We start from the raw sequence: 19503 nt of genomic DNA on the forward strand, positions 1-19503 counted from the left end.
GTCCATTTCCGCGCAGACGATGACGTCACTGCCCGGCTGTATGCGCGAGGTTACCGACTGCGGCCTGAGTTTTTTAAGTGACGTAAAATCGTGTTGAGGCCAACGCCCATAATGCGGGCAGTTGCCCGGCATCCAACGCCATTCATGGCCATATCAATGATTTTCTGGTGCGTACCGGGTTGAGAAGCGGTGTAAGTGAACTGCAGTTGCCATGTTTTACGGCAGTGAGAGCAGAGATAGCGCTGATGTCCGGCGGTGCTTTTGCCGTTACGCACCACCCCGTCAGTAGCTGAACAGGAGGGACAGCTGATAGAAACAGAAGCCACTGGAGCACCTCAAAAACACCATCATACACTAAATCAGTAAGTTGGCAGCATCACCAGCTTATAATACAAGAGCAGATGTTTCTGAAATATATATCGGGGATACAGAAGCGCAAAAATTTCACTTTGTATTCCATGACGCCGATATGGAAAGAAGATGTAAAGACATGGATAATAACTATCCACAATTTTGGGGATTAGGAGGAATATTTCAGACTTTTACCGTTGAATTTTATACAGATGCCACGTTTGCGCCTACAGCAACCCAAAATATCACATTACTGAGCACAAGTGATTATATTTATCGTTTTAAAGCCGAAGACGCCGGCTCAGCGATCCAGGGATACAGCGGACCTATCTATATCAACTTTAATTTAAGTAATGTAAAACTATCGCTTCCTACATGTTTTTCTTCAGTTGTAACAGGAGATACCGTCCAGAACTCAACTGTCGCATTGGGGACCTACGAAATCAGTCAGATTAAAAATGGCACAACGCCTGTGCCTTTTCAGATAACATTGCAAAACTGTATTCGAGTACAAAATATTGAAACCAAAATGACCTCTGCAAAAATAGGGCAACAGAATAAAAAGTTACTCGCCAATACTCTGCAAGGTAACGGTGCAGCAGAGGGCGTCGGCGTACTTATTGAAGGCTTAAAAAACAGTGTTAATGGAAAAATGGTTCTTGAGCCTAATGTAGGAACGTCTGTTTATAAAGCGTATGAAAGCGAGATTGATTCATCAGGGGGGATTTACCCCGGAAAAGGTCAAGGCACAACACAGCCCCTTGAATTTCAGGCGACATTGAAGCAAGACGGGAATAGTACGATAAAAGCAGGCGATTTCGAAGCCACCGGCAGATTCCAGATTACCTACCCTTGATTCACATAAGGCACATCGTCAGGCAACTGACGATGTGCCCCACTAAAACGATTGCCCCCCCTTCTCCGCCTGATAGAATGCCAACAGATCTGACATTAGCCATCAGGACACGTTATGAAACCGACTACCATTTCCCTGCTGCAAAAATGTAAACAGGAAAAAAAACGCTTCGCCACCATCACTGCTTACGATTATAGCTTTGCAAAATTGTTTGCCGACGAAGGAATTAACGTCATGCTGGTGGGGGATTCCCTTGGAATGACGGTTCAGGGTCATGACTCCACCCTCCCTGTCACTGTGGAAGATATCGCCTACCACACTGCCGCCGTTCGTCGCGGTGCGCCAAACTGTCTGCTGCTGGCTGACCTGCCATTTATGGCTTATGCCACTCCTGAACAAGCATTTGAAAACGCCGCAACTGTCATGCGCGCGGGTGCGAATATGGTCAAAATCGAAGGCGGTGCCTGGCTGGTAGAAACAGTTCAAATGCTGACCGAACGCGCAGTTCCTGTTTGTGGGCATTTGGGCTTAACGCCACAGTCAGTGAATATTTTCGGTGGTTATAAAGTGCAAGGGCGTGGCGATGCAGGCGACCGTTTACTTAATGACGCCTTAGCCTTAGAAGCCGCTGGGGCACAGTTGCTGGTGCTGGAATGCGTACCGGTTGAGCTGGCAAAACGTATTACCGAGGCGCTGGCGATTCCGGTTATCGGTATTGGCGCGGGGAATGTAACCGACGGACAAATCCTCGTGATGCACGACGCATTCGGCATAACCGGTGGTCACATACCTAAATTCGCCAAAAATTTCCTTGCCGAAGCGGGCGACATCCGCGCTGCTGTACGGCAGTATATGGCTGAAGTGGAGTCCGGCGCTTATCCGGGCGAAGAACACAGTTTCCATTAAGGAGTCACGTTGTGTTAATTATCGAAACTCTGCCGCTGCTGCGTCAGCAAATCCGCCGCCTGCGTATGGAAGGCAAGCGTGTGGCGCTGGTGCCTACCATGGGTAACCTGCACGATGGTCATATGAAGCTGGTCGATGAAGCGAAAGCCCGCGCCGATGTGGTCGTCGTCAGTATTTTCGTTAACCCGATGCAGTTCGATCGCCCGGAAGATCTGGCTCGCTATCCACGCACCTTGCAGGAAGACTGCGAGAAGCTAAACAAACGTAAAGTGGATCTGGTTTTCGCTCCATCAGTAAAAGAGATCTACCCGAACGGTACAGAAACCCACACCTATGTTGATGTTCCCGGTCTTTCCACCATGCTGGAAGGTGCCAGCCGCCCAGGGCATTTCCGTGGCGTTTCGACCATCGTCAGCAAACTGTTCAACCTTGTCCAGCCGGACATCGCCTGCTTCGGTGAAAAAGATTTTCAGCAACTGGCGCTGATCCGCAAAATGGTTGCCGATATGGGCTTTGATATTGAGATTGTCGGTGTGCCGATTATGCGCGCGAAAGACGGTCTGGCGCTCAGTTCCCGTAATGGTTATCTGACGGCAGAACAACGCAAAATTGCGCCAGGCCTGTACAAGGTTTTAAGTTCGATTGCCGACAAATTGCAGGCTGGAGAGCGGGATCTCGATGAGATTATTGCCATTGCAGGGCAAGAACTGAATGAAAAAGGCTTCCGCGCCGATGATATTCAGATTCGTGATGCTGACACGTTGCTGGAAGTCACTGAAAACAGTAAACGCGCCGTGATTCTGGTAGCAGCCTGGCTTGGCGATGCTCGCCTGATCGACAATAAAATAGTCGAACTGGCGTAATACTTAACTGGCGCTACGGCTGATGGCGCCAGTTATTCATTTGCCCACGTCATGGCGATGACGTCTGTAAGCGATTATTCATATCGCAGGCAATTTAGTTAGAGTTAATTAGCTTATCAATCTCGGCAAGAGGTAAATTTGCCATCTCTGCAACGTCTTCCCGAGACATTCCTTTACTCAGAAGACGATGGGCCATCTTCTCAATTCCCTGCTGTATCCCCTTCTCAATTCCCTTCTCAATCCCCTTCTCTTCAAACCACTGCGCCAACGTCATCATAGACTCCCCTCCCGATTCCCTGTCTCTCACCACACCGTAAAACAAATCCGCTTGTTCAGTATGACCGCGTTGCAGCATATAGTTTTGCATGGCAACTAACTGACTTCCGCTAGTGTACCCTTCGTCAATCAGCGTGACCAGTTGCTCCAGCAATAACATTAAGTCGCGCTGGCGAATATGTTTTTGCAGCAGTTCGAGAATCGCAATCCGCCGATGCTGCATGATCTCGTCATCCGGCGTGATAGTGATATCCACCAGCGGGAAAGGGTTGTTATAGACACGTCGCGCCAGTTCCGGTGAGTAAAACATATCAAACCAGCACATTGAGAGCGGGTAAGGCGTGGCCTCGCTCTGATAAAACAGAATCGGCACCACCAGCGGCAGCTTATCGTGGTCAGCCTCCAGATGTCGGTGCATGGCGGCAATAGAGTAGCGCATCATGCGAAAGGCCATTTTTTTGTCCGGCTTGCTTTGATGTTCAATCACGACATACAGATAGCCGGGATTACCCAGCATTTGCACGGAATAGAGCACGTCGGTGCTGTGCCCTTTCAGGCTTTCTTCGATGAAACTCCCCGACTCCAGATGCAGCGTGTTGAGATCGCAGATCTCACGCAATTCCTCAGGCAGGTGTATGTCGAGGAAGTCGCGAGCGGTATCCGCATGCATTAAAAATTGTTTAAACACCGCGTCATGCGGCGTGGTACTTGGTGCGTCCATCTTACCTGCCTTCCGTGTTGTCTTGCGTGAAGGCAGTATCCAGTCAAGGCGCGCAGTCGTCAGCCGCCTCTTTATTGTTTACCGAGCTGCGTTCAGAGAAATTTCAATCGGTTACAGGCGTTGCATGGCGGGCTTCGGCGCGGTACGCAAACTGCTGATGCAAATGCCGTCAGATGAGTAGACACTAAACAAAAATCGGGCAATACTGCGTGAGAATTTTCTCAAAGCAGGCTCCGCCTGCTTCGTTAACGACAGGGTAGAAAGGTAGAAGTTATGATTCGCACGATGCTGCAGGGCAAACTCCACCGCGTGAAAGTGACTCATGCGGACCTGCACTATGAAGGTTCTTGCGCCATTGACCAGGATTTTCTTGACGCAGCCGGTATTCTCGAAAACGAAGCCATTGATATCTGGAATGTCACCAACGGCAAGCGTTTCTCCACCTACGCCATCGCGGCAGAGCGCGGTTCGAGAATTATTTCTGTCAACGGCGCGGCGGCTCACTGCGCCAGCGTCGGCGATATTGTCATCATCGCCAGCTTCGTCACTATGCCAGATGCCGAAGCCCGCACCTGGCGCCCCAACGTTGCCTACTTTGAAGGCGACAACGAAATGAAACGTACCGCGAAAGCGATCCCGGTTCAGGTTGCCTGATAATCACCCCTGCGGCTGGTTACTCACCAGCCGCGACATCGTCTCCAGCGAATCTGTTCTTAAGATATAAAGCCGTTTTAGCAACAAGGGATTATCCCCCAGTTTTACTTTACCTTTCATGGTCGTCACCGCCAGATGAAATCCGGCATCATTTGCCGCTTTAACCGCTTTGTCATTAAATCCGCCAAACGGATAAGAAAGATACAATACATGCGGATTAAATTGCGTCAGCGCCCGACGTGAACGTTCAAAATCAAATAAAATATTATGCTCACTGCGGCTAAGTAATATGGGTCGGCGATAACCATCAACCCGATGTAAAAAATGGGTATGTGACTGGAAATCAAAAACATCGCTGACATCATGCAGTTCAGAAATACTCATAAACTGTAACGACTGTGGATTCCATTTTTGTGGATGGCGTTTAATACGCGAGGTAATAATAAATGCCGTCGCCTTCATACCGTATTGTTTCAGAATGGGGTATGCATAACGACTCACCGACTTCAAACCATCATCAAATGTCAACACAACCGCGCGAGCGGGGAGATTCATCGAATTACGCAGATATCCTTCCAGTTGATACAAGGTCAACGTGGTATATCCCCTGTCGCGCAACCAGGTCATCTGGTTATTGAATGCACGTACCGACGTTGTGGTCGACGTATGGCGAAAACGAGTATTCTCTTCATCGCGTAAAATATGATGGTAGGTCAATACAGGAATACCGTTATCCTGCTGCGCATCCAGCGCGCTGATATAGGCCAGTCGTTCGCCAATACGAATTTGATACCAGGTTTGATTCAGGCGATCTTTCAATTTACTGATAATGGGATAACGCAAGTTATCGGCCAGCACGCCAAATGGCGCACTGCCTGCATCGGGCGCGTTATATACCGGCGTATCTTTCCAGGTAATAAGATTTTGGTTGCTCAGTGGTTTATTCAGATCACCCAGACCATCTTCAACTTTTTGCCGCCCTTGTACAGGTTCAAGATGACCTTTATCAATATACCCCGTAGCAAAACCAAAATTGAATTCATAATAATCGGCTGTGGTTGGGATGACCGAAATAATCTGCCCGGCACGAATGTTACCGACGGTTACCGTGTTGTCGCCAATTTTTCCCCAGATAGTCGCATCCTGAGTGGTTTGCATATAACGCGTTGGAAGTGCTGCGCTGACAGCAGATGAAACCAGCAGCACCAGGAAAATTATCTTTTTAATCATGAAGAAACTACCAGGCGAGAAACAACGCAGTTAGTGTAGCAAAATCAGAATGCGATTTAATACTCGAACCAATTGTGCTTGAGGACAAAAGGGGGATTCTTTTGTTGCTGATGCCAGAGGCTACTGACTTCAGGTGCTCCTGATGCCACGATATGCTCTCGAAATGCCGCACTGGACATTGTCTCCCGACAGGGGAGCATCTGCTCAATTAACGGTAACGTCACCCCAGAAATGACTTCACAACGAGAATGCTTGTGGCTTAATAACGACGCAACACGATAAGGTGCAGCGCCTGCTATATCGGTTAAAAAAATCACCCCATCGCCAGAATCAGTTTCATGCAGAGCATCGCACATCATGCGGCTAAGCATATTTGAACTTAACCCGCGCCAGAAATTCACTGCCCGGCACTGGATAAGTGCACCATGTTTTTTTTCCAGCGCATCCAGTATCTCTTGCGCCCTATCGTCGTGACAGGTAATAACCCAACCTAACATCGCTTTCCTCCTTAGCCGAAAATCAGTCTACCCTGACCAGTATTGATAAAGGGTGATAGCCGTCAAAACTCCCCTCCCCCGTATCCGGAGGAGAGGAGAGCGACTTAGCTACGCAAGCCGCGCCCACGCTGGATCAGCGACCAGCAGATCAGATAAAACGCAATAATAAAAACAACCAGCACGCCAAAAGTCGTGACCAGCGGCACATCATTAATGCCGAGGAAGCCGTAGCGGAATCCACTGATCATATAAACGATTGGGTTCAGGTGCGACAGTCCCTGCCAGAACGGCGGCAGCAAAGTCAGGGAGTAAAAGACCCCGCCCAAATACGTGAGTGGCGTTAATACAAAGGTTGGCACCAGACTGATGTCATCGAACGTTTTGGCAAACACACCGTTCAGCAAACCCGCAAGGGAGAACAACACCGCCGTGAGCACCAGTGTTAAGGCAACGAATACCCACGAATGCACCTGAAACGGCACAAAGAACAGCGAAATCGCCGTCACCAGAATGCCAACAAACAGCCCACGCGCCACGCCGCCGCCGACATATCCGGCGATAATCACGTGCGTTGGAACCGGAGCGACCAGCAACTCTTCAATATTACGCTGGAACTTGGCACCAAAAAATGATGATGCAACGTTGGCGTAGGCATTGGTGATCACCGACATCATGATCAGCCCCGGCACGATGAACTGCATATAGCTGAAGCCATGCATATCACCAATGCGCGAACCAATCAGGTTGCCGAAGATAATAAAGTAAAGGGTCATGGTGATGACCGGCGGCACCAGCGTCTGCACCCAGATACGCATAAAGCGATGAATTTCTTTCGCCCAGATGCTTTTTAACGCCACCCAGTAAAGATGCATCATGCGCGATCTCCTTGTTTTTCATTAACCAGTGAAACAAACAGCTCTTCCAGACGGTTGGCTTTGTTACGCATACTTAATACCTGAATGCCCTGCTCGCTTAACTGCGTAAACACACTGTTGATCCCCTGCTCGCGCAGCACTTCAACTTCAAGCGTGGCGGTATCTACCAGTCGATACTGATAGCCATCGAGCTTCGGTAACGGGCTTTTCGGTGCGAGATCGAGAATAAAGGTTTCCGATTTCAGCTTCGCCAGCAGCGCCTTCATCGAGGTATTTTCCACCAGCTCACCGTGCTGAATAATGCCGATATTGCGGCACAGCATTTCTGCTTCTTCCAGGTAGTGCGTGGTGAGAATGATGGTGGTGCCTTTGTCGTTTAAATCCTTCAAAAAGCCCCACATTGAGCGGCGAAGTTCAATATCCACGCCTGCGGTCGGTTCGTCGAGAATCAGTAGTTTAGGTTCATGCATTAACGCACGGGCAATCATTAAACGGCGCTTCATCCCGCCAGATAACATACGCGCACGTTCGTTGCGTTTTCCCCATAGATCGAGTTGTTTAAGATATTTTTCGCTGCGGATGTACGCTTCTTTGCGCTCCACGCCGTAGTACCCTGCCTGATTCACCACAATTTGCTGCACGGTTTCAAACGGGTTGAAGTTAAATTCCTGCGGCACCAGCCCCAACTGGCGTTTGGCATTAACGACATCTTTTTCAAGATCGTAACCAAATACGCTGACGCGCCCGGAGGTCTTATTTACCAGCGAGCTGATAATACCGATAGTGGTCGATTTCCCGGCCCCATTCGGCCCCAGAAGCGCATAAAAATCACCCGCCTCGACCTGCAAATCTATTCCACGAAGCGCCTGAACGCCGCCTGGATAGGTTTTTTTAAGCTGTTGAAGTTCCAGTGCAATGGTCATAAATTTTTACTTACCTTACGTTCTTACACTTTATCTGTGGTTTAAATCGTCCCGGAGTTGCCCTATATTAGCCAAACGTAATTATTTGGTTACAGGTCGTTAACCTCCATGAAAGACATAGATACACTCATCAGCAATAATGCACTATGGTCAAAAATGCTGGTGGAAGAGGATCCCGGGTTTTTTGAGAAACTGGCACAAGCGCAAAAACCGCGCTTTCTATGGATTGGATGTTCCGACAGTCGCGTTCCTGCAGAACGTTTAACCGGTCTTGAGCCGGGCGAACTCTTTGTTCACCGTAATGTTGCTAACCTGGTCATTCACACCGATCTAAACTGCCTCTCCGTGGTTCAGTATGCAGTGGATGTTCTCGAAGTTGAACATATTATTATCTGTGGCCACTATGGTTGCGGCGGCGTGCAAGCTGCTGTTGAAAACCCGGAACTGGGGCTTATCAACAACTGGCTGCTGCACATCCGCGATATCTGGTTCAAACATAGCTCATTGCTCGGCGAAATGCCGCCAGAGCGTCGTCTGGATACCCTGTGCGAACTGAACGTAATGGAACAGGTATATAACCTGGGTCACTCCACCATTATGCAATCAGCGTGGAAACGCGGGCAGAAAGTCACCATTCACGGCTGGGCTTACGGCATTCACGACGGCTTACTGCGTGACCTGGATGTCACAGCCACTAACCGCGAAACCCTGGAGCAACGTTACCGTCACGGGATTTCCAACCTCAAGCTGAAGCACATCAATCACAAATAAATTCGCCATGCCGGATGCAACACATCCGGCAAATCCGCACTTACTCGTCCAGCAGAATCACTTTGCCGATATACGGCAGATGGCGGTAACGCTGTGCGTAATCAATACCGTAACCCACCACAAACTCATCCGGGATCGAGAAACCGATAAATTCTACCGGCACGTTCACTTCACGACGGGACGGTTTATCCAGCAGCGTACAAATCGCCAGCGACTTCGGTTCGCGCAGGCTTAAGATTTCACGCACTTTCGACAGTGTATTACCCGAGTCGATGATATCTTCAACAATCAGCACGTCCTTGCCACGGATATCTTCATCCAGATCTTTGAGGATTTTCACATCACGGGTGGTGGACATGCCGCTACCGTAGCTGGAGGCGGTCATAAAGTCGACTTCATGAGATACCTGAACTTCACGGCACAGGTCCGCCATAAACATAAATGAGCCACGCAGCAGGCCTACCAGCACCATATCGCTGCCGCTGTCTTTGTAACGCTCAGTAATCTGACGACCCAGTTCGGCGATACGCGCTTTAATCTCCGCTTCGGGGATCATTACTTCTACAGTATGTTTCATATCTCTAACCATATGATTTAAAAACAAATCACTTCGCACGGGCTAGCTTCGGCACCGCAGCAAAGCGCAAGACACGCAGTATACCAGTAAAACTATTCATTGGCGGAATCTGTTAATAAAGCTCAAATTGTGATGACGATCACACATGTTAAAACCTATAATTAATTGCTACTAAAATATTAATGAATTGAAATGGTGTCTCTTTATGGCAATTAACAATACCGGCTCGCGACGATTACTCGTCACGCTAACAGCCCTTTTTGCAGCTCTTTGCGGGCTGTATCTTCTCATTGGCGGAGGCTGGCTGGTCGCGATTGGCGGCTCCTGGTACTACCCTATTGCAGGTCTTGTGATGCTCGGCGTCGCCTGGATGCTATGGCGCAGTAAACGCGCCGCGCTTTGGCTGTACGCGGCTCTGCTGCTCGGCACTATGATTTGGGGCGTCTGGGAAGTCGGTTTCGATTTCTGGGCACTGACTCCGCGCAGCGATATTCTGGTCTTCTTCGGCATCTGGCTGATCCTGCCGTTTGTCTGGCATCGACTGATCATTCCTTCCAGTGGCGCAGTTGCCGCGCTGGTAGTGGCGTTGCTGATTAGTGGCGGAATCCTCACCTGGGCGGGATTTAACGATCCGCAGGAAATCAACGGCACCTTAAGCGCCGATGCCACGCCAGCAGAAGCTATCTCCCCCGTTGCCGATCAGGACTGGCCTGCCTATGGCCGCAATCAGGAAGGCCAACGCTTTTCGCCTCTGAAGCAAATTAACGCCGATAACGTCCACAACCTGAAAGAAGCCTGGGTATTTCGCACGGGTGATGTGAAACAGCCGAACGATCCGGGCGAAATCACCAATGAAGTGACGCCAATTAAAGTGGGCGATACGCTTTACCTGTGTACTGCTCACCAGCGCCTGTTTGCACTCGATGCCGCCAGCGGCAAAGAGAAATGGCATTACGATCCTGAGCTGAAAACCAACGAGTCTTTCCAGCACGTAACTTGTCGTGGCGTCTCTTATCATGAAGCCAAAGCAGAAACTGCTTCGCCGGAAGTGATGGCGGATTGCCCGCGTCGTATCATTCTTCCGGTGAATGATGGCCGCCTGATTGCGATTAACGCTGAAAACGGCAAGCTGTGCGAAACCTTCGCCGATAAAGGCGTGCTCAATCTGCAAAGCAATATGCCGGATACCAAACCGGGTCTGTATGAGCCGACTTCGCCGCCGATTATCACCGATAAAACCATCGTGATGGCTGGTTCAGTCACCGATAACTTCTCAACCCGCGAAACGTCTGGCGTGATCCGTGGTTTTGATGTCAACACCGGGAAGCTGCTGTGGGCCTTTGATCCGGGCGCGAAAGATCCGAACGCGATCCCGTCTGACGAACACACCTTTACCTTTAACTCGCCAAACTCGTGGGCACCTGCGGCCTATGACGCGAAGCTGGATCTGGTGTATCTGCCGATGGGCGTGACCACGCCGGATATCTGGGGCGGTAACCGCACACCGGAACAGGAACGTTATGCCAGCTCGATTCTGGCGCTGAATGCCACTACCGGGAAACTGGCGTGGAGTTACCAGACCGTTCACCATGACCTGTGGGATATGGATCTTCCGGCACAACCGACGCTGGCGGATATCACCGTTAACGGTCAAAAGGTTCCGGTCATTTACGCTCCGGCGAAAACCGGCAACATTTTTGTGCTCGATCGTCGTAATGGCGAACTGGTAGTTCCAGCCCCGGAAAAGCCCGTTCCACAAGGCGCAGCGAAAGGCGATTACGTTACCCCTACTCAACCGTTCTCTGAGCTGAGCTTCCGTCCGACAAAAGATCTAAGCGGTGCGGATATGTGGGGTGCCACCATGTTTGACCAACTGGTGTGCCGCGTGATGTTCCACCAGATGCGCTATGAAGGCATTTTCACCCCACCATCTGAACAGGGTACGCTGGTCTTCCCGGGTAACCTGGGGATGTTCGAATGGGGCGGGATTTCCGTTGATCCGAATCGTGAAGTGGCAATTGCCAACCCAATGGCGCTGCCGTTTGTTTCGAAACTGATCCCACGCGGTCCTGGCAACCCGATGGAACAGCCGAAAGATGCCAAAGGCACGGGTACGGAATCCGGTATTCAGCCGCAGTACGGCGTGCCGTATGGCGTCACGCTTAACCCGTTCCTTTCACCGTTTGGTCTGCCGTGTAAACAACCAGCATGGGGTTACATCTCGGCACTGGATCTGAAAACCAATGAAGTGGTGTGGAAGAAACGTATTGGTACACCGCAGGACAGTATGCCGTTCCCGATGCCCGTTCCGGTGCCGTTTAATATGGGTATGCCGATGCTCGGCGGACCAATCTCCACGGCGGGTAACGTGCTGTTTATTGCCGCTACGGCAGATAACTACCTGCGCGCTTACAACATGAGCAACGGTGAAAAACTGTGGCAGGGTCGTCTACCAGCGGGCGGTCAGGCAACACCGATGACCTATGAAGTGAATGGTAAGCAGTATGTGGTGATCTCCGCAGGCGGTCACGGCTCATTTGGTACGAAGATGGGCGACTATATTGTGGCTTATGCGCTACCAGATGATGTGAAGTAAGATTCGCTCAGATTACTGACAAAGTGCGCTTTGTTCATGCCGGATGCGGCGTAAACGCCTTATTCGGCCTACAAAATCGTATGGTGCGTAGGCCTGATAAGTGTAGCGCATCAGGCAATTTTGCGTTTGTCATCAGTTTAAAGCCCGGAGAGATCCGGGCATATTTCCGAATACGTATTTTTACACCGTAAACCCTAACATCATCCCCGTATCTTCATGCTCCAGCAGATGGCAGTGCGCCATATAAGCATGTTCTTTCGGTGCGTCGTGATTAAACTTCACCAGCACTTCACTGACATTGCCTTCTACTTTAACGGTATCTTTCCAGCCTGCGCGATGCGTCGCTGGCGGTTTGCCATTTTCTGACAAGATACGGAACTGCGTACCGTGGATATGGAACGGATGCAGCATCATGTCACCCACGCCAGAAATAACCCAACGTTCGTACTGTCCTTTCGCCGCCGCAAACATCGGCTTGTTCATATCAAACGCCTGACCGTTGATTTTATTGGCATGGTGGAAATCGAACTTCCCGCCGTGGCTCATATGATTCATATTACCGTGCCCCATATGCCCCATCATATCGAGCATCGGATCCATAGAGAGTTGCAGATTGCGTACCGTTAATCCGTCCAGCGAAGGTAAAGCAGGCAGGCTACTTAATGTGTCAGGTAAGGCACCTGAAGCACTAATGGCAATCGGCTGAATACGCATTACCGGATGCGGCTTATCAAACGGCGCAATCGCCATTCCCATCTGGCTGACCGGTAGCGTCACCAGATCAAACGGTTTGTTGTCGTTAACCTCCACCAGCACTTCAAAACGCTCGCCCATCAGCACCGGCAGTTCGCTCACCTTCACCGGTTCAGGCAGCAGACCACCATCGCTGGCAATCACATACAGCGGGCGATTGTCGCTGGTGGCGAAATTGAGCGAGCGGGCATTACAGCCATTAAGCAAACGCAGGCGCAGCCAGCCACGCGGTGCAGCGTGTTGCGGGTAAATAGCGCCGTTGGTCAGCAGCGTATCGCCAAACCAGCCCACGGCGGCAGTCATCACATCCAGTTGATAATCAATCTGCCCGTCGGCGTTAAATTTTTTATCCTGAACGATCACCGGGACATCATCGATACCCCACTGTTTCGGCAGCATTAATTTCAGGATCTCGTCATCTTCAATCACTACCAGTCCTGCCAGCCCCATCGCCACCTGACGCCCGGTTTTGCCATGTTGATGCGGATGGAACCAGCAAGTGGCGGCAGGTTGATCAACGTTCAGCGTCACCGTGCGTTTACCGCCAGGCGGAATAATCCCCTGCGGGCCGCCGTCCACTTCACCCGGCACTTCCAGCCCGTGCCAGTGCAACGTCGTCTCTTCCGCCAGTTGGTTATAGATATCAACCGTTACCGCTTTGCCGCGCTGTAATTTCACCGCCGGCCCCAGCAGATTGCCGTTGTAACCCCAGGTGGTCGCCGTTTTCCCGGCAAAGCTGGACTGGCCTTCACCAATAGTTAACTGAATACGATTACGGGCATCGGTCGTGAGCAAATCAGGGATCGGTAACGTTGGACGATCCGCCGCAAATACTGCGCGGCTCCACAGTGGCAAAGCCGAAGCCACGCCCAGCGCGACGGAATATTTTAAGAAATCACGACGTTGCATAGTTATTTCCTTATTCTTAAGCAGGCGAAACAAAATCAAACGTTGAGCATAGTCCTTCCCCTTACAGGAAGGTCAAGCCACAGACACAATTTAATCCACAATAATGGTCGTCGCCTCGCTCGCAGTGTGCTAACGTTTATCATCTTTAAGTCCTGGTAGAAGCAATGAAGACGTTTTTCAGAACAGTATTATTCGGCAGCCTAATGGCTGTATGCGCAAACAGTTACGCGCTCAGCGAGTCTGAAGCCGAAGATATGGCCGATTTAACGGCAGTGTTTGTTTTTCTGAAGAACGATTGCGGTTACCAGAACTTACCTAACGGGCAAATTCGTCGCGCACTGGTCTTTTTCGCCCAGCAAAACCAGTGGGATCTCAGCAATTACGACACCTTCGATATGAAATCTCTCGGTGAAGATAGCTATCGCGATCTCAGCGGTATTGGCATTCCTGTCGCTAAAAAGTGCAAAGCCCTGGCCCGCGATTCCTTAAGCCTGCTTGCCTACGTCAAATAATCCCTGATACCTTTTTGTAGAAATATTGACCGTGCATCTGCGGTCAATGTTAGCTATTATGTTGCGCCCTTTTTTTACGGGTGTTAACAAAGGAGGTATCAACCCATGGCCGAAAAAAAACGGTGGCATGAAACGCTACACGACCAGTTTGGGCAGTACTTTGCTGTAGATAATGTTCTGTATCATGAAAAGACCGATCACCAGGATCTGATCATTTTTGAGAACGCCGCATTTGGTCGCGTGATGGCGCTGGATGGTGTAGTACAAACCACCGAGCGCGACGAGTTTATCTATCATGAGATGATGACCCACGTTCCTCTACTGGCTCACGGTCACGCGAAACATGTGCTGATCATCGGCGGCGGCGACGGTGCCATGCTGCGTGAAGTGACCCGACATAAAAACGTTGAGTCAATCACGATGGTGGAAATCGATGCGGGTGTCGTGTCGTTCTGCCGTCAGTATCTGCCCAACCATAATGCCGGTAGCTACGACGATCCACGCTTTAAACTGGTGATCGATGATGGTGTCAATTTCGTTAATCAAACCAGCCAGACCTTCGACGTAATTATCTCCGACTGCACCGATCCTATCGGTCCCGGCGAAAGCCTGTTTACCTCAGCATTTTATGAAGGTTGCAAACGTTGCCTGAATCCTGGCGGTATTTTCGTCGCGCAGAACGGTGTCTGCTTTTTACAGCAGGAAGAGGCCATCGACAGCCATCGCAAACTCAGCCATTACTTCAGCGACGTTGGCTTTTATCAGGCGGCGATCCCGACCTATTACGGCGGCATCATGACCTTTGCATGGGCAACAGATAACGACGCCTTACGCCATCTCTCAACCGAAATTATTCAGGCGCGTTTTCTCGCTTCTGGCCTGAAATGCCGTTATTACAATCCGGCAATCCATACGGCAGCTTTTGCCTTACCTCAGTATCTGCAAGACGCACTGGCTTCACAGCCGTCCTAAGGAGAAGATAAGAAATTGAAAAAACTGAAACTACATGGCTTTAATAATCTGACCAAAAGTCTGAGTTTTTGTATTTACGATATCTGCTACGCCAAAACTGCCGAAGAGCGCGACGGTTATATTGCTTATATCGATGAACTCTATAATGCCAATCGTCTGACCGAAATCCTGTCAGAAACCTGTTCCATTATCGGAGCCAATATTCTTAACATCGCCCGCCAGGATTACGAACCACAGGGTGCCAGCGTCACTATTCTGGTGAGCGAAGAGCCGGTTGATCCGAAACTTATCGACAAAACAGAACACCCCGGCCCGCTGCCAGAAGCCGTGGTTGCCCATCTCGATAAAAGTCATATTTGCGTACATACCTACCCGGAAAGCCATCCTGAAGGCGGTTTATGTACCTTCCGCGCCGACATAGAAGTCTCCACCTGCGGCGTGATTTCCCCGCTGAAGGCGCTGAATTACCTGATCCACCAGCTTGAGTCCGATATCGTAACCATTGATTATCGCGTGCGTGGCTTTACGCGTGACATCAACGGTATGAAGCACTTTATCGACCATGAGATTAATTCGATTCAGAACTTTATGTCCGAGGATATGAAGGCGCTGTATGACATGGTGGATGTAAACGTCTATCAGGAAAATATCTTCCATACCAAGATGTTGCTTAAAGAGTTCGACCTTAAGCACTACATGTTCCACACCAAACCGGAAGATTTAACCGACAGCGAGCGCAAAGAAATTACCGCTGCGCTGTGGAAAGAGATGCGCGAGATTTATTACGGGCGCAATATGCCAGCTGTTTAACGGCTCAGGCGGAGCACAGAGGCTCCGCCTGCTTTATTTACTTCTGCTGTACGAATTTACGGTACGCCGCCACCACCTGAAGAAAATCCTCAACGCCGCACAGCGACAGGCTTTCTTCGTCGTAGTAGTTCATCCCCTCTTCCATTTCATCGCCAGCAAATTCCAGTTGGTTGGCGCGAATCATCACCTCTTCGCCGTCCATCCATAGCGTGTACTCATGCCCTGCCCGCTGCCAGGAACGTTCGCTACCTTTGAGCGTGCGCGCGGCGTCTTCCACTTCATCAAGCAAGGCCAGGTTTTCTTTCACCTCTTCATTAAACCAGTGCCCGACCACTTCATGCCCCATGGACATACGCACCTTTACCACTCCAGTAATATCGCGCAGAAATTCGTAATCCATAGTGTGTTCCTCTGCTCCCGGCAATGCGCCGAAATCGCATTGCGCCATTGATGTAATTATCGCAGCCTTACCGGAGAAAAACAGCGGAACGGCGATGGTTTAGAAATAAAAAATGCCCGGGAATCTCATTCACCGGGCATTGTGTTGTTTATGCGCAGCGCGTGCGCTTACTTATTAAACCGCAGTCTGGAAAATCACCCCGTCCGCTTTTTCGGTGTACTGAGAAAGCTGGTTGAAGTTCAGATAACGGTAAGTATCAACGGCTGTTTTATCTACCTGCGCAACATAGGTCTGGTACTCTTCCGGCGTTGGCAGTTTGCCAAGAAGTGCCGCGACAGCCGCCAGTTCCGCAGAAGCCAGGAAGACGTTCGCGCCAGTACCCAGACGGTTCGGGAAGTTACGGGTAGAGGTGGAAACCACCGTCGCACCGTCTGCCACACGCGCCTGGTTACCCATACACAGGGAACAGCCAGGTATCTCGATACGCGCACCGCTCTTACCGAAGACGCTGTAGTAGCCTTCTTCGGTCAACTGCGCGGCGTCCATACGGGTTGGCGGTGCCACCCACAGGCGGGTCGGCAGCTGGCCTTTATGCGCATCCAGCAGTTTACCAGCGGCACGGAAGTGACCGATGTTAGTCATGCAAGAACCGATAAACACTTCGTCGATCTTCTCGCCCTGTACCGCAGACAGCGGACGTGCGTCATCCGGGTCGTTCGGTGCACAGAGGATAGGTTCTTTGATATCAGCCAGATCGATGTCAATCACCGCTGCATATTCCGCATCCGCATCGGCTTCCAGCAGCTCAGGATTCGCCAGCCATTTTTCCATGCCCTGAATACGACGTTCCAGGGTACGACGATCGCCGTAACCTTCCGCGATCATCCACTTCAGCAGGACGATGTTGGAGTTCAGGTATTCGATGATCGGTTCTTTGTTCAGCTTGATGGTACAACCGGCAGCAGAACGCTCGGCAGACGCATCGGTCAGTTCAAATGCCTGCTCAACTTTCAGATCCGGCAGACCTTCAATTTCCAGGATGCGACCAGAGAAGATGTTTTTCTTGCCTTTCTTCTCAACGGTCAGCAGACCTTGTTTGATCGCATACAGCGGAATGGCGTGTACCAGATCGCGCAGGGTGATGCCCGGCTGCATTTTGCCTTTGAAGCGCACCAGAACGGATTCCGGCATATCCAGCGGCATAACGCCAGTCGCGGCAGCAAATGCCACCAGACCAGAACCCGCCGGGAAGGAGATACCAATCGGGAAACGAGTATGGGAGTCACCGCCAGTACCGACGGTATCCGGCAGCAGCATACGGTTCAGCCAGGAGTGGATTACGCCATCACCCGGACGCAAAGACACACCGCCACGGTTCATAATGAAGTCCGGCAGCGTGTGGTGAGTGTTAACGTCAACCGGCTTCGGATAAGCCGCAGTGTGACAGAAAGACTGCATCACCAGATCAGCCGAGAAGCCCAGGCATGCCAGGTCTTTCAGTTCATCACGGGTCATTGGACCGGTGGTGTCCTGAGAACCGACCGAAGTCATTTTCGGCTCACAGTAAGCGCCCGGACGAATGCCTTTAACGCCACAGGCACGACCCACCATTTTCTGCGCCAGCGAGAAGCCGCGATCGCTCTCAGCGACATCTTTCGCCTGACGGAAAACATCGCTCTGCGGCAGGCCAAGTGCTTCACGCGCTTTGGTGGTCAGGCCACGACCGATTATCAGCGGAATACGGCCGCCAGCACGCACTTCATCAATCAGCACGTCGGTTTTCAGTTCGAAGGTCGCCAGCAGTTCGTTGGTTTCGTGGTTACGCACTTCACCTTTGTACGGATAAACGTCAATCACGTCGCCCATGTTCAGGCTGGAAACGTCCACTTCAATTGGCAACGCACCGGCATCTTCCATCGTGTTAAAGAAGATTGGTGCAATTTTACCGCCGAGGCACAAACCACCGCCGCGTTTGTTCGGCACATGTGGAATATCATCGCCCATAAACCACAGTACGGAGTTAGTGGCGGATTTACGCGAAGAACCAGTCCCCACAACGTCACCCACGTAGGCCAGCGGGAAACCTTTTTGTTGCAGAGCTTCGATCTGTTTGATCGGTCCAACAACGCCTGGCTGGTCTGGCTCGATGCCTTCACGGGCGTTTTTCAACATCGCCAGGGCGTGCAGTGGGATATCCGGACGCGACCATGCATCCGGTGCCGGAGAGAGGTCATCGGTGTTGGTTTCACCGGTCACTTTGAAGACGGTAACGGTCAGTTTTTCAGCCAGCGCCGGGCGATTCAGGAACCATTCGGCATCTGCCCAGGACTGCATAACCTGCTTCGCATATTTGTTGCCGGCTTTGGCTTTCTCTTCTACGTCATAGAAGTTATCGAACATCAGCAGCGTATGAGACAGTGCTTTGGCGGCAATTGGCGCCAGTTTGGCATCATCCAGCGCATCGATCAGCGGATGAATGTTGTAACCACCCTGCATGGTGCCCAGCAGTTCAATGGCTTTTTCTGGAGTCAACAGTGGGGATTTGGCTTCGCCTTTCGCGACAGCAGCAAGGAAACCAGCTTTTACATAGGCGGCTTCATCGACGCCAGGGGGAACACGGTTGGTTAACAGATCTAACAGGAATTCTTCTTCGCCCGCAGGCGGGTTTTTCAGCAGCTCTACAAGCGCGGCCATTTGGTTTGCATCCAGGGGCTTGGGCGCAATCCCCTCAGCGGCACGCTCAGCTACGTGCTTACGGTATTCTTCTAGCACGACGGTTCTCCTCGCTCTCATTGTCATAGTGCGGCAGGCGATTCTCTTCACGCTCCTGTGAGACAGCAGTTTGTAGGGTAAATGCCCAGTACCGCAACGGGCAGAATAGCAGGATTTTGACGATGTGTTAATCCGTTTACAAAAAAGCAACATAAAAAAGTGGCTGAATCGTTAAGGATGGTCTAGAGATTGTTTCCCTTCGTAAAAACTTCGTTAATTCGCAGAGTGATAATCACCTTTATCAACGAATCCCAAGATTAGTCAAAATTTAAACTACCG

18 protein-coding genes and 1 pseudogene are annotated in these 19503 nt (G+C 50.8%); 9 read left to right on the plus strand and 10 right to left on the minus strand.

All coding sequences use genetic code 11. From position 1 onward, the window contains the following. A pseudogene (locus tag FC814_RS03455) lies at nucleotides 1–326 on the minus strand (IS1-like element IS1A family transposase); the annotation flags it as partial. Nucleotides 327–367: 41 nt separating this feature from the next. Between FC814_RS03455 and FC814_RS03460 the strand changes: the two are divergent. The 3 genes from FC814_RS03460 (at nucleotide 368) to panC (ending at nucleotide 2976) form a co-directional block, all read left to right on the plus strand. Further along, nucleotides 368–1207 (plus strand): fimbrial protein, encoded by an 840-nt coding sequence (locus FC814_RS03460; protein ID WP_301546354.1) that lies wholly within the window; start codon nucleotides 368–370, stop codon nucleotides 1205–1207. 114 nt (nucleotides 1208–1321) lie between these two features. Further along, on the plus strand, nucleotides 1322–2113 hold the full coding sequence (gene panB / locus FC814_RS03465; RefSeq protein WP_000805494.1) for a 3-methyl-2-oxobutanoate hydroxymethyltransferase: 792 nt from the start codon (nucleotides 1322–1324) through the stop codon (nucleotides 2111–2113). Between the two features lie 11 nt (nucleotides 2114–2124). After that, the gene (gene panC, locus FC814_RS03470) at nucleotides 2125–2976 is read left to right on the plus strand and encodes a pantoate--beta-alanine ligase (RefSeq protein ID WP_032224453.1); all 852 of its coding nucleotides are present in this window, start codon (nucleotides 2125–2127) and stop codon (nucleotides 2974–2976) included. 94 nt (nucleotides 2977–3070) lie between these two features. On the opposite strand, the gene FC814_RS03475 is transcribed toward panC, so the two are convergent. Next, the gene (locus tag FC814_RS03475; protein ID WP_137325518.1) at nucleotides 3071–3973 is read right to left on the minus strand and encodes an Rpn family recombination-promoting nuclease/putative transposase; all 903 of its coding nucleotides are present in this window, start codon (nucleotides 3971–3973) and stop codon (nucleotides 3071–3073) included. Between the two features lie 273 nt (nucleotides 3974–4246). Between FC814_RS03475 and panD the strand changes: the two genes are divergently transcribed. Next, a complete protein-coding gene (gene panD / locus FC814_RS03480; RefSeq protein WP_000621508.1) occupies nucleotides 4247–4627 on the plus strand; it encodes an aspartate 1-decarboxylase in 381 nt (126 codons plus the stop codon). 3 nt (nucleotides 4628–4630) lie between these two features. On the opposite strand, the gene FC814_RS03485 is transcribed toward panD, so the two are convergent. From FC814_RS03485 to FC814_RS03500, 4 genes are all read right to left on the minus strand, one after another. Further along, nucleotides 4631–5857, minus strand: a complete 1227-nt coding sequence (locus FC814_RS03485; protein WP_085460331.1) for a polysaccharide deacetylase family protein — start codon at nucleotides 5855–5857, stop codon at nucleotides 4631–4633. 56 nt (nucleotides 5858–5913) lie between these two features. Beyond that, nucleotides 5914–6354 (minus strand): PTS sugar transporter subunit IIA, encoded by a 441-nt coding sequence (locus tag FC814_RS03490; RefSeq protein WP_000901973.1) that lies wholly within the window; start codon nucleotides 6352–6354, stop codon nucleotides 5914–5916. A gap of 104 nt (nucleotides 6355–6458) precedes the next feature. Beyond that, the gene (locus FC814_RS03495) at nucleotides 6459–7229 is read right to left on the minus strand and encodes an ABC transporter permease (RefSeq protein WP_000972201.1); all 771 of its coding nucleotides are present in this window, start codon (nucleotides 7227–7229) and stop codon (nucleotides 6459–6461) included. After that, nucleotides 7226–8152, minus strand: coding sequence for an ABC transporter ATP-binding protein (locus FC814_RS03500; RefSeq protein ID WP_000150637.1), 927 nt, complete (start codon nucleotides 8150–8152; stop codon nucleotides 7226–7228). The genes FC814_RS03495 and FC814_RS03500 overlap by 4 nt, the downstream gene beginning before the upstream one ends. A 108-nt stretch (nucleotides 8153–8260) precedes the next feature. Here FC814_RS03500 and can point away from each other — a divergent pair, with 108 nt between their 5' ends. Further along, nucleotides 8261–8923, plus strand: a complete 663-nt coding sequence (can, locus tag FC814_RS03505; RefSeq protein ID WP_000651596.1) for a carbonate dehydratase — start codon at nucleotides 8261–8263, stop codon at nucleotides 8921–8923. 40 nt (nucleotides 8924–8963) lie between these two features. Here the strand turns inward: can and hpt are convergent, their stop codons facing one another. Further along, nucleotides 8964–9500, minus strand: a complete 537-nt coding sequence (gene hpt / locus FC814_RS03510) for a hypoxanthine phosphoribosyltransferase (protein WP_000683335.1) — start codon at nucleotides 9498–9500, stop codon at nucleotides 8964–8966. A 205-nt stretch (nucleotides 9501–9705) separates the two neighbouring features. On the opposite strand from hpt, the gene gcd reads away from it, so the two are divergent. Further along, entirely contained in the window at nucleotides 9706–12096 is a 2391-nt protein-coding gene (gcd, locus tag FC814_RS03515; RefSeq protein WP_137325519.1) for a quinoprotein glucose dehydrogenase, read from the plus strand. Between the two features lie 180 nt (nucleotides 12097–12276). On the opposite strand, the gene cueO is transcribed toward gcd, so the two are convergent. After that, nucleotides 12277–13758: a multicopper oxidase CueO gene (cueO, locus tag FC814_RS03520; protein ID WP_137325520.1), complete on the minus strand. Its 1482-nt coding sequence runs from the start codon at nucleotides 13756–13758 to the stop codon at nucleotides 12277–12279. A gap of 164 nt (nucleotides 13759–13922) precedes the next feature. On the opposite strand from cueO, the gene FC814_RS03525 reads away from it, so the two are divergent. The 3 genes from FC814_RS03525 to speD all read left to right on the plus strand — a co-directional run bounded on the left by FC814_RS03525 (nucleotide 13923) and on the right by speD (nucleotide 16052). Next, nucleotides 13923–14270, plus strand: coding sequence for a YacC family pilotin-like protein (locus FC814_RS03525; protein WP_000846617.1), 348 nt, complete (start codon nucleotides 13923–13925; stop codon nucleotides 14268–14270). Between the two features lie 105 nt (nucleotides 14271–14375). Further along, nucleotides 14376–15242, plus strand: a complete 867-nt coding sequence (speE, locus tag FC814_RS03530) for a polyamine aminopropyltransferase (protein ID WP_137325521.1) — start codon at nucleotides 14376–14378, stop codon at nucleotides 15240–15242. A gap of 15 nt (nucleotides 15243–15257) precedes the next feature. Then, complete coding sequence (speD, locus tag FC814_RS03535) at nucleotides 15258–16052, plus strand: adenosylmethionine decarboxylase (protein WP_000734284.1); 795 nt, start codon at nucleotides 15258–15260, stop codon at nucleotides 16050–16052. A 37-nt stretch (nucleotides 16053–16089) separates the two neighbouring features. On the opposite strand, the gene yacL is transcribed toward speD, so the two are convergent. Both yacL and acnB read right to left on the minus strand, forming a co-directional pair. Continuing rightward, nucleotides 16090–16452 (minus strand): protein YacL, encoded by a 363-nt coding sequence (gene yacL, locus FC814_RS03540; protein ID WP_010345363.1) that lies wholly within the window; start codon nucleotides 16450–16452, stop codon nucleotides 16090–16092. A 174-nt stretch (nucleotides 16453–16626) separates the two neighbouring features. After that, nucleotides 16627–19224: a bifunctional aconitate hydratase 2/2-methylisocitrate dehydratase gene (gene acnB / locus FC814_RS03545; protein ID WP_010345366.1), complete on the minus strand. Its 2598-nt coding sequence runs from the start codon at nucleotides 19222–19224 to the stop codon at nucleotides 16627–16629. Nucleotides 19225–19503 lie beyond the last annotated feature (279 nt).

This window comes from Escherichia sp. MR (assembly GCF_005280595.1).
Lineage (GTDB): Bacteria > Pseudomonadota > Gammaproteobacteria > Enterobacterales > Enterobacteriaceae > Escherichia > Escherichia ruysiae.

Excerpts from the sequence above, each read along its gene's own strand:
- yacL (WP_010345363.1), bottom strand. The coding sequence starts at position 16,452 with ATGGATTACGAATTTCTGCGCGATATTACTGGAGTGGTAAAGGTGCGT.
- speE (WP_137325521.1), top strand. The coding sequence starts at position 14,376 with ATGGCCGAAAAAAAACGGTGGCATGAAACGCTACACGACCAGTTTGGG.
- FC814_RS03495 (WP_000972201.1), bottom strand. The coding sequence starts at position 7,229 with ATGATGCATCTTTACTGGGTGGCGTTAAAAAGCATCTGGGCGAAAGAA.
- gcd (WP_137325519.1), top strand. The coding sequence starts at position 9,706 with ATGGCAATTAACAATACCGGCTCGCGACGATTACTCGTCACGCTAACA.
- can (WP_000651596.1), top strand. The coding sequence starts at position 8,261 with ATGAAAGACATAGATACACTCATCAGCAATAATGCACTATGGTCAAAA.
- hpt (WP_000683335.1), bottom strand. The coding sequence starts at position 9,500 with ATGAAACATACTGTAGAAGTAATGATCCCCGAAGCGGAGATTAAAGCG.
- FC814_RS03490 (WP_000901973.1), bottom strand. The coding sequence starts at position 6,354 with ATGTTAGGTTGGGTTATTACCTGTCACGACGATAGGGCGCAAGAGATA.
- FC814_RS03485 (WP_085460331.1), bottom strand. The coding sequence starts at position 5,857 with ATGATTAAAAAGATAATTTTCCTGGTGCTGCTGGTTTCATCTGCTGTC.
- cueO (WP_137325520.1), bottom strand. The coding sequence starts at position 13,758 with ATGCAACGTCGTGATTTCTTAAAATATTCCGTCGCGCTGGGCGTGGCT.
- panB (WP_000805494.1), top strand. The coding sequence starts at position 1,322 with ATGAAACCGACTACCATTTCCCTGCTGCAAAAATGTAAACAGGAAAAA.
- FC814_RS03525 (WP_000846617.1), top strand. The coding sequence starts at position 13,923 with ATGAAGACGTTTTTCAGAACAGTATTATTCGGCAGCCTAATGGCTGTA.
- FC814_RS03475 (WP_137325518.1), bottom strand. The coding sequence starts at position 3,973 with ATGGACGCACCAAGTACCACGCCGCATGACGCGGTGTTTAAACAATTT.
- FC814_RS03500 (WP_000150637.1), bottom strand. The coding sequence starts at position 8,152 with ATGACCATTGCACTGGAACTTCAACAGCTTAAAAAAACCTATCCAGGC.
- panD (WP_000621508.1), top strand. The coding sequence starts at position 4,247 with ATGATTCGCACGATGCTGCAGGGCAAACTCCACCGCGTGAAAGTGACT.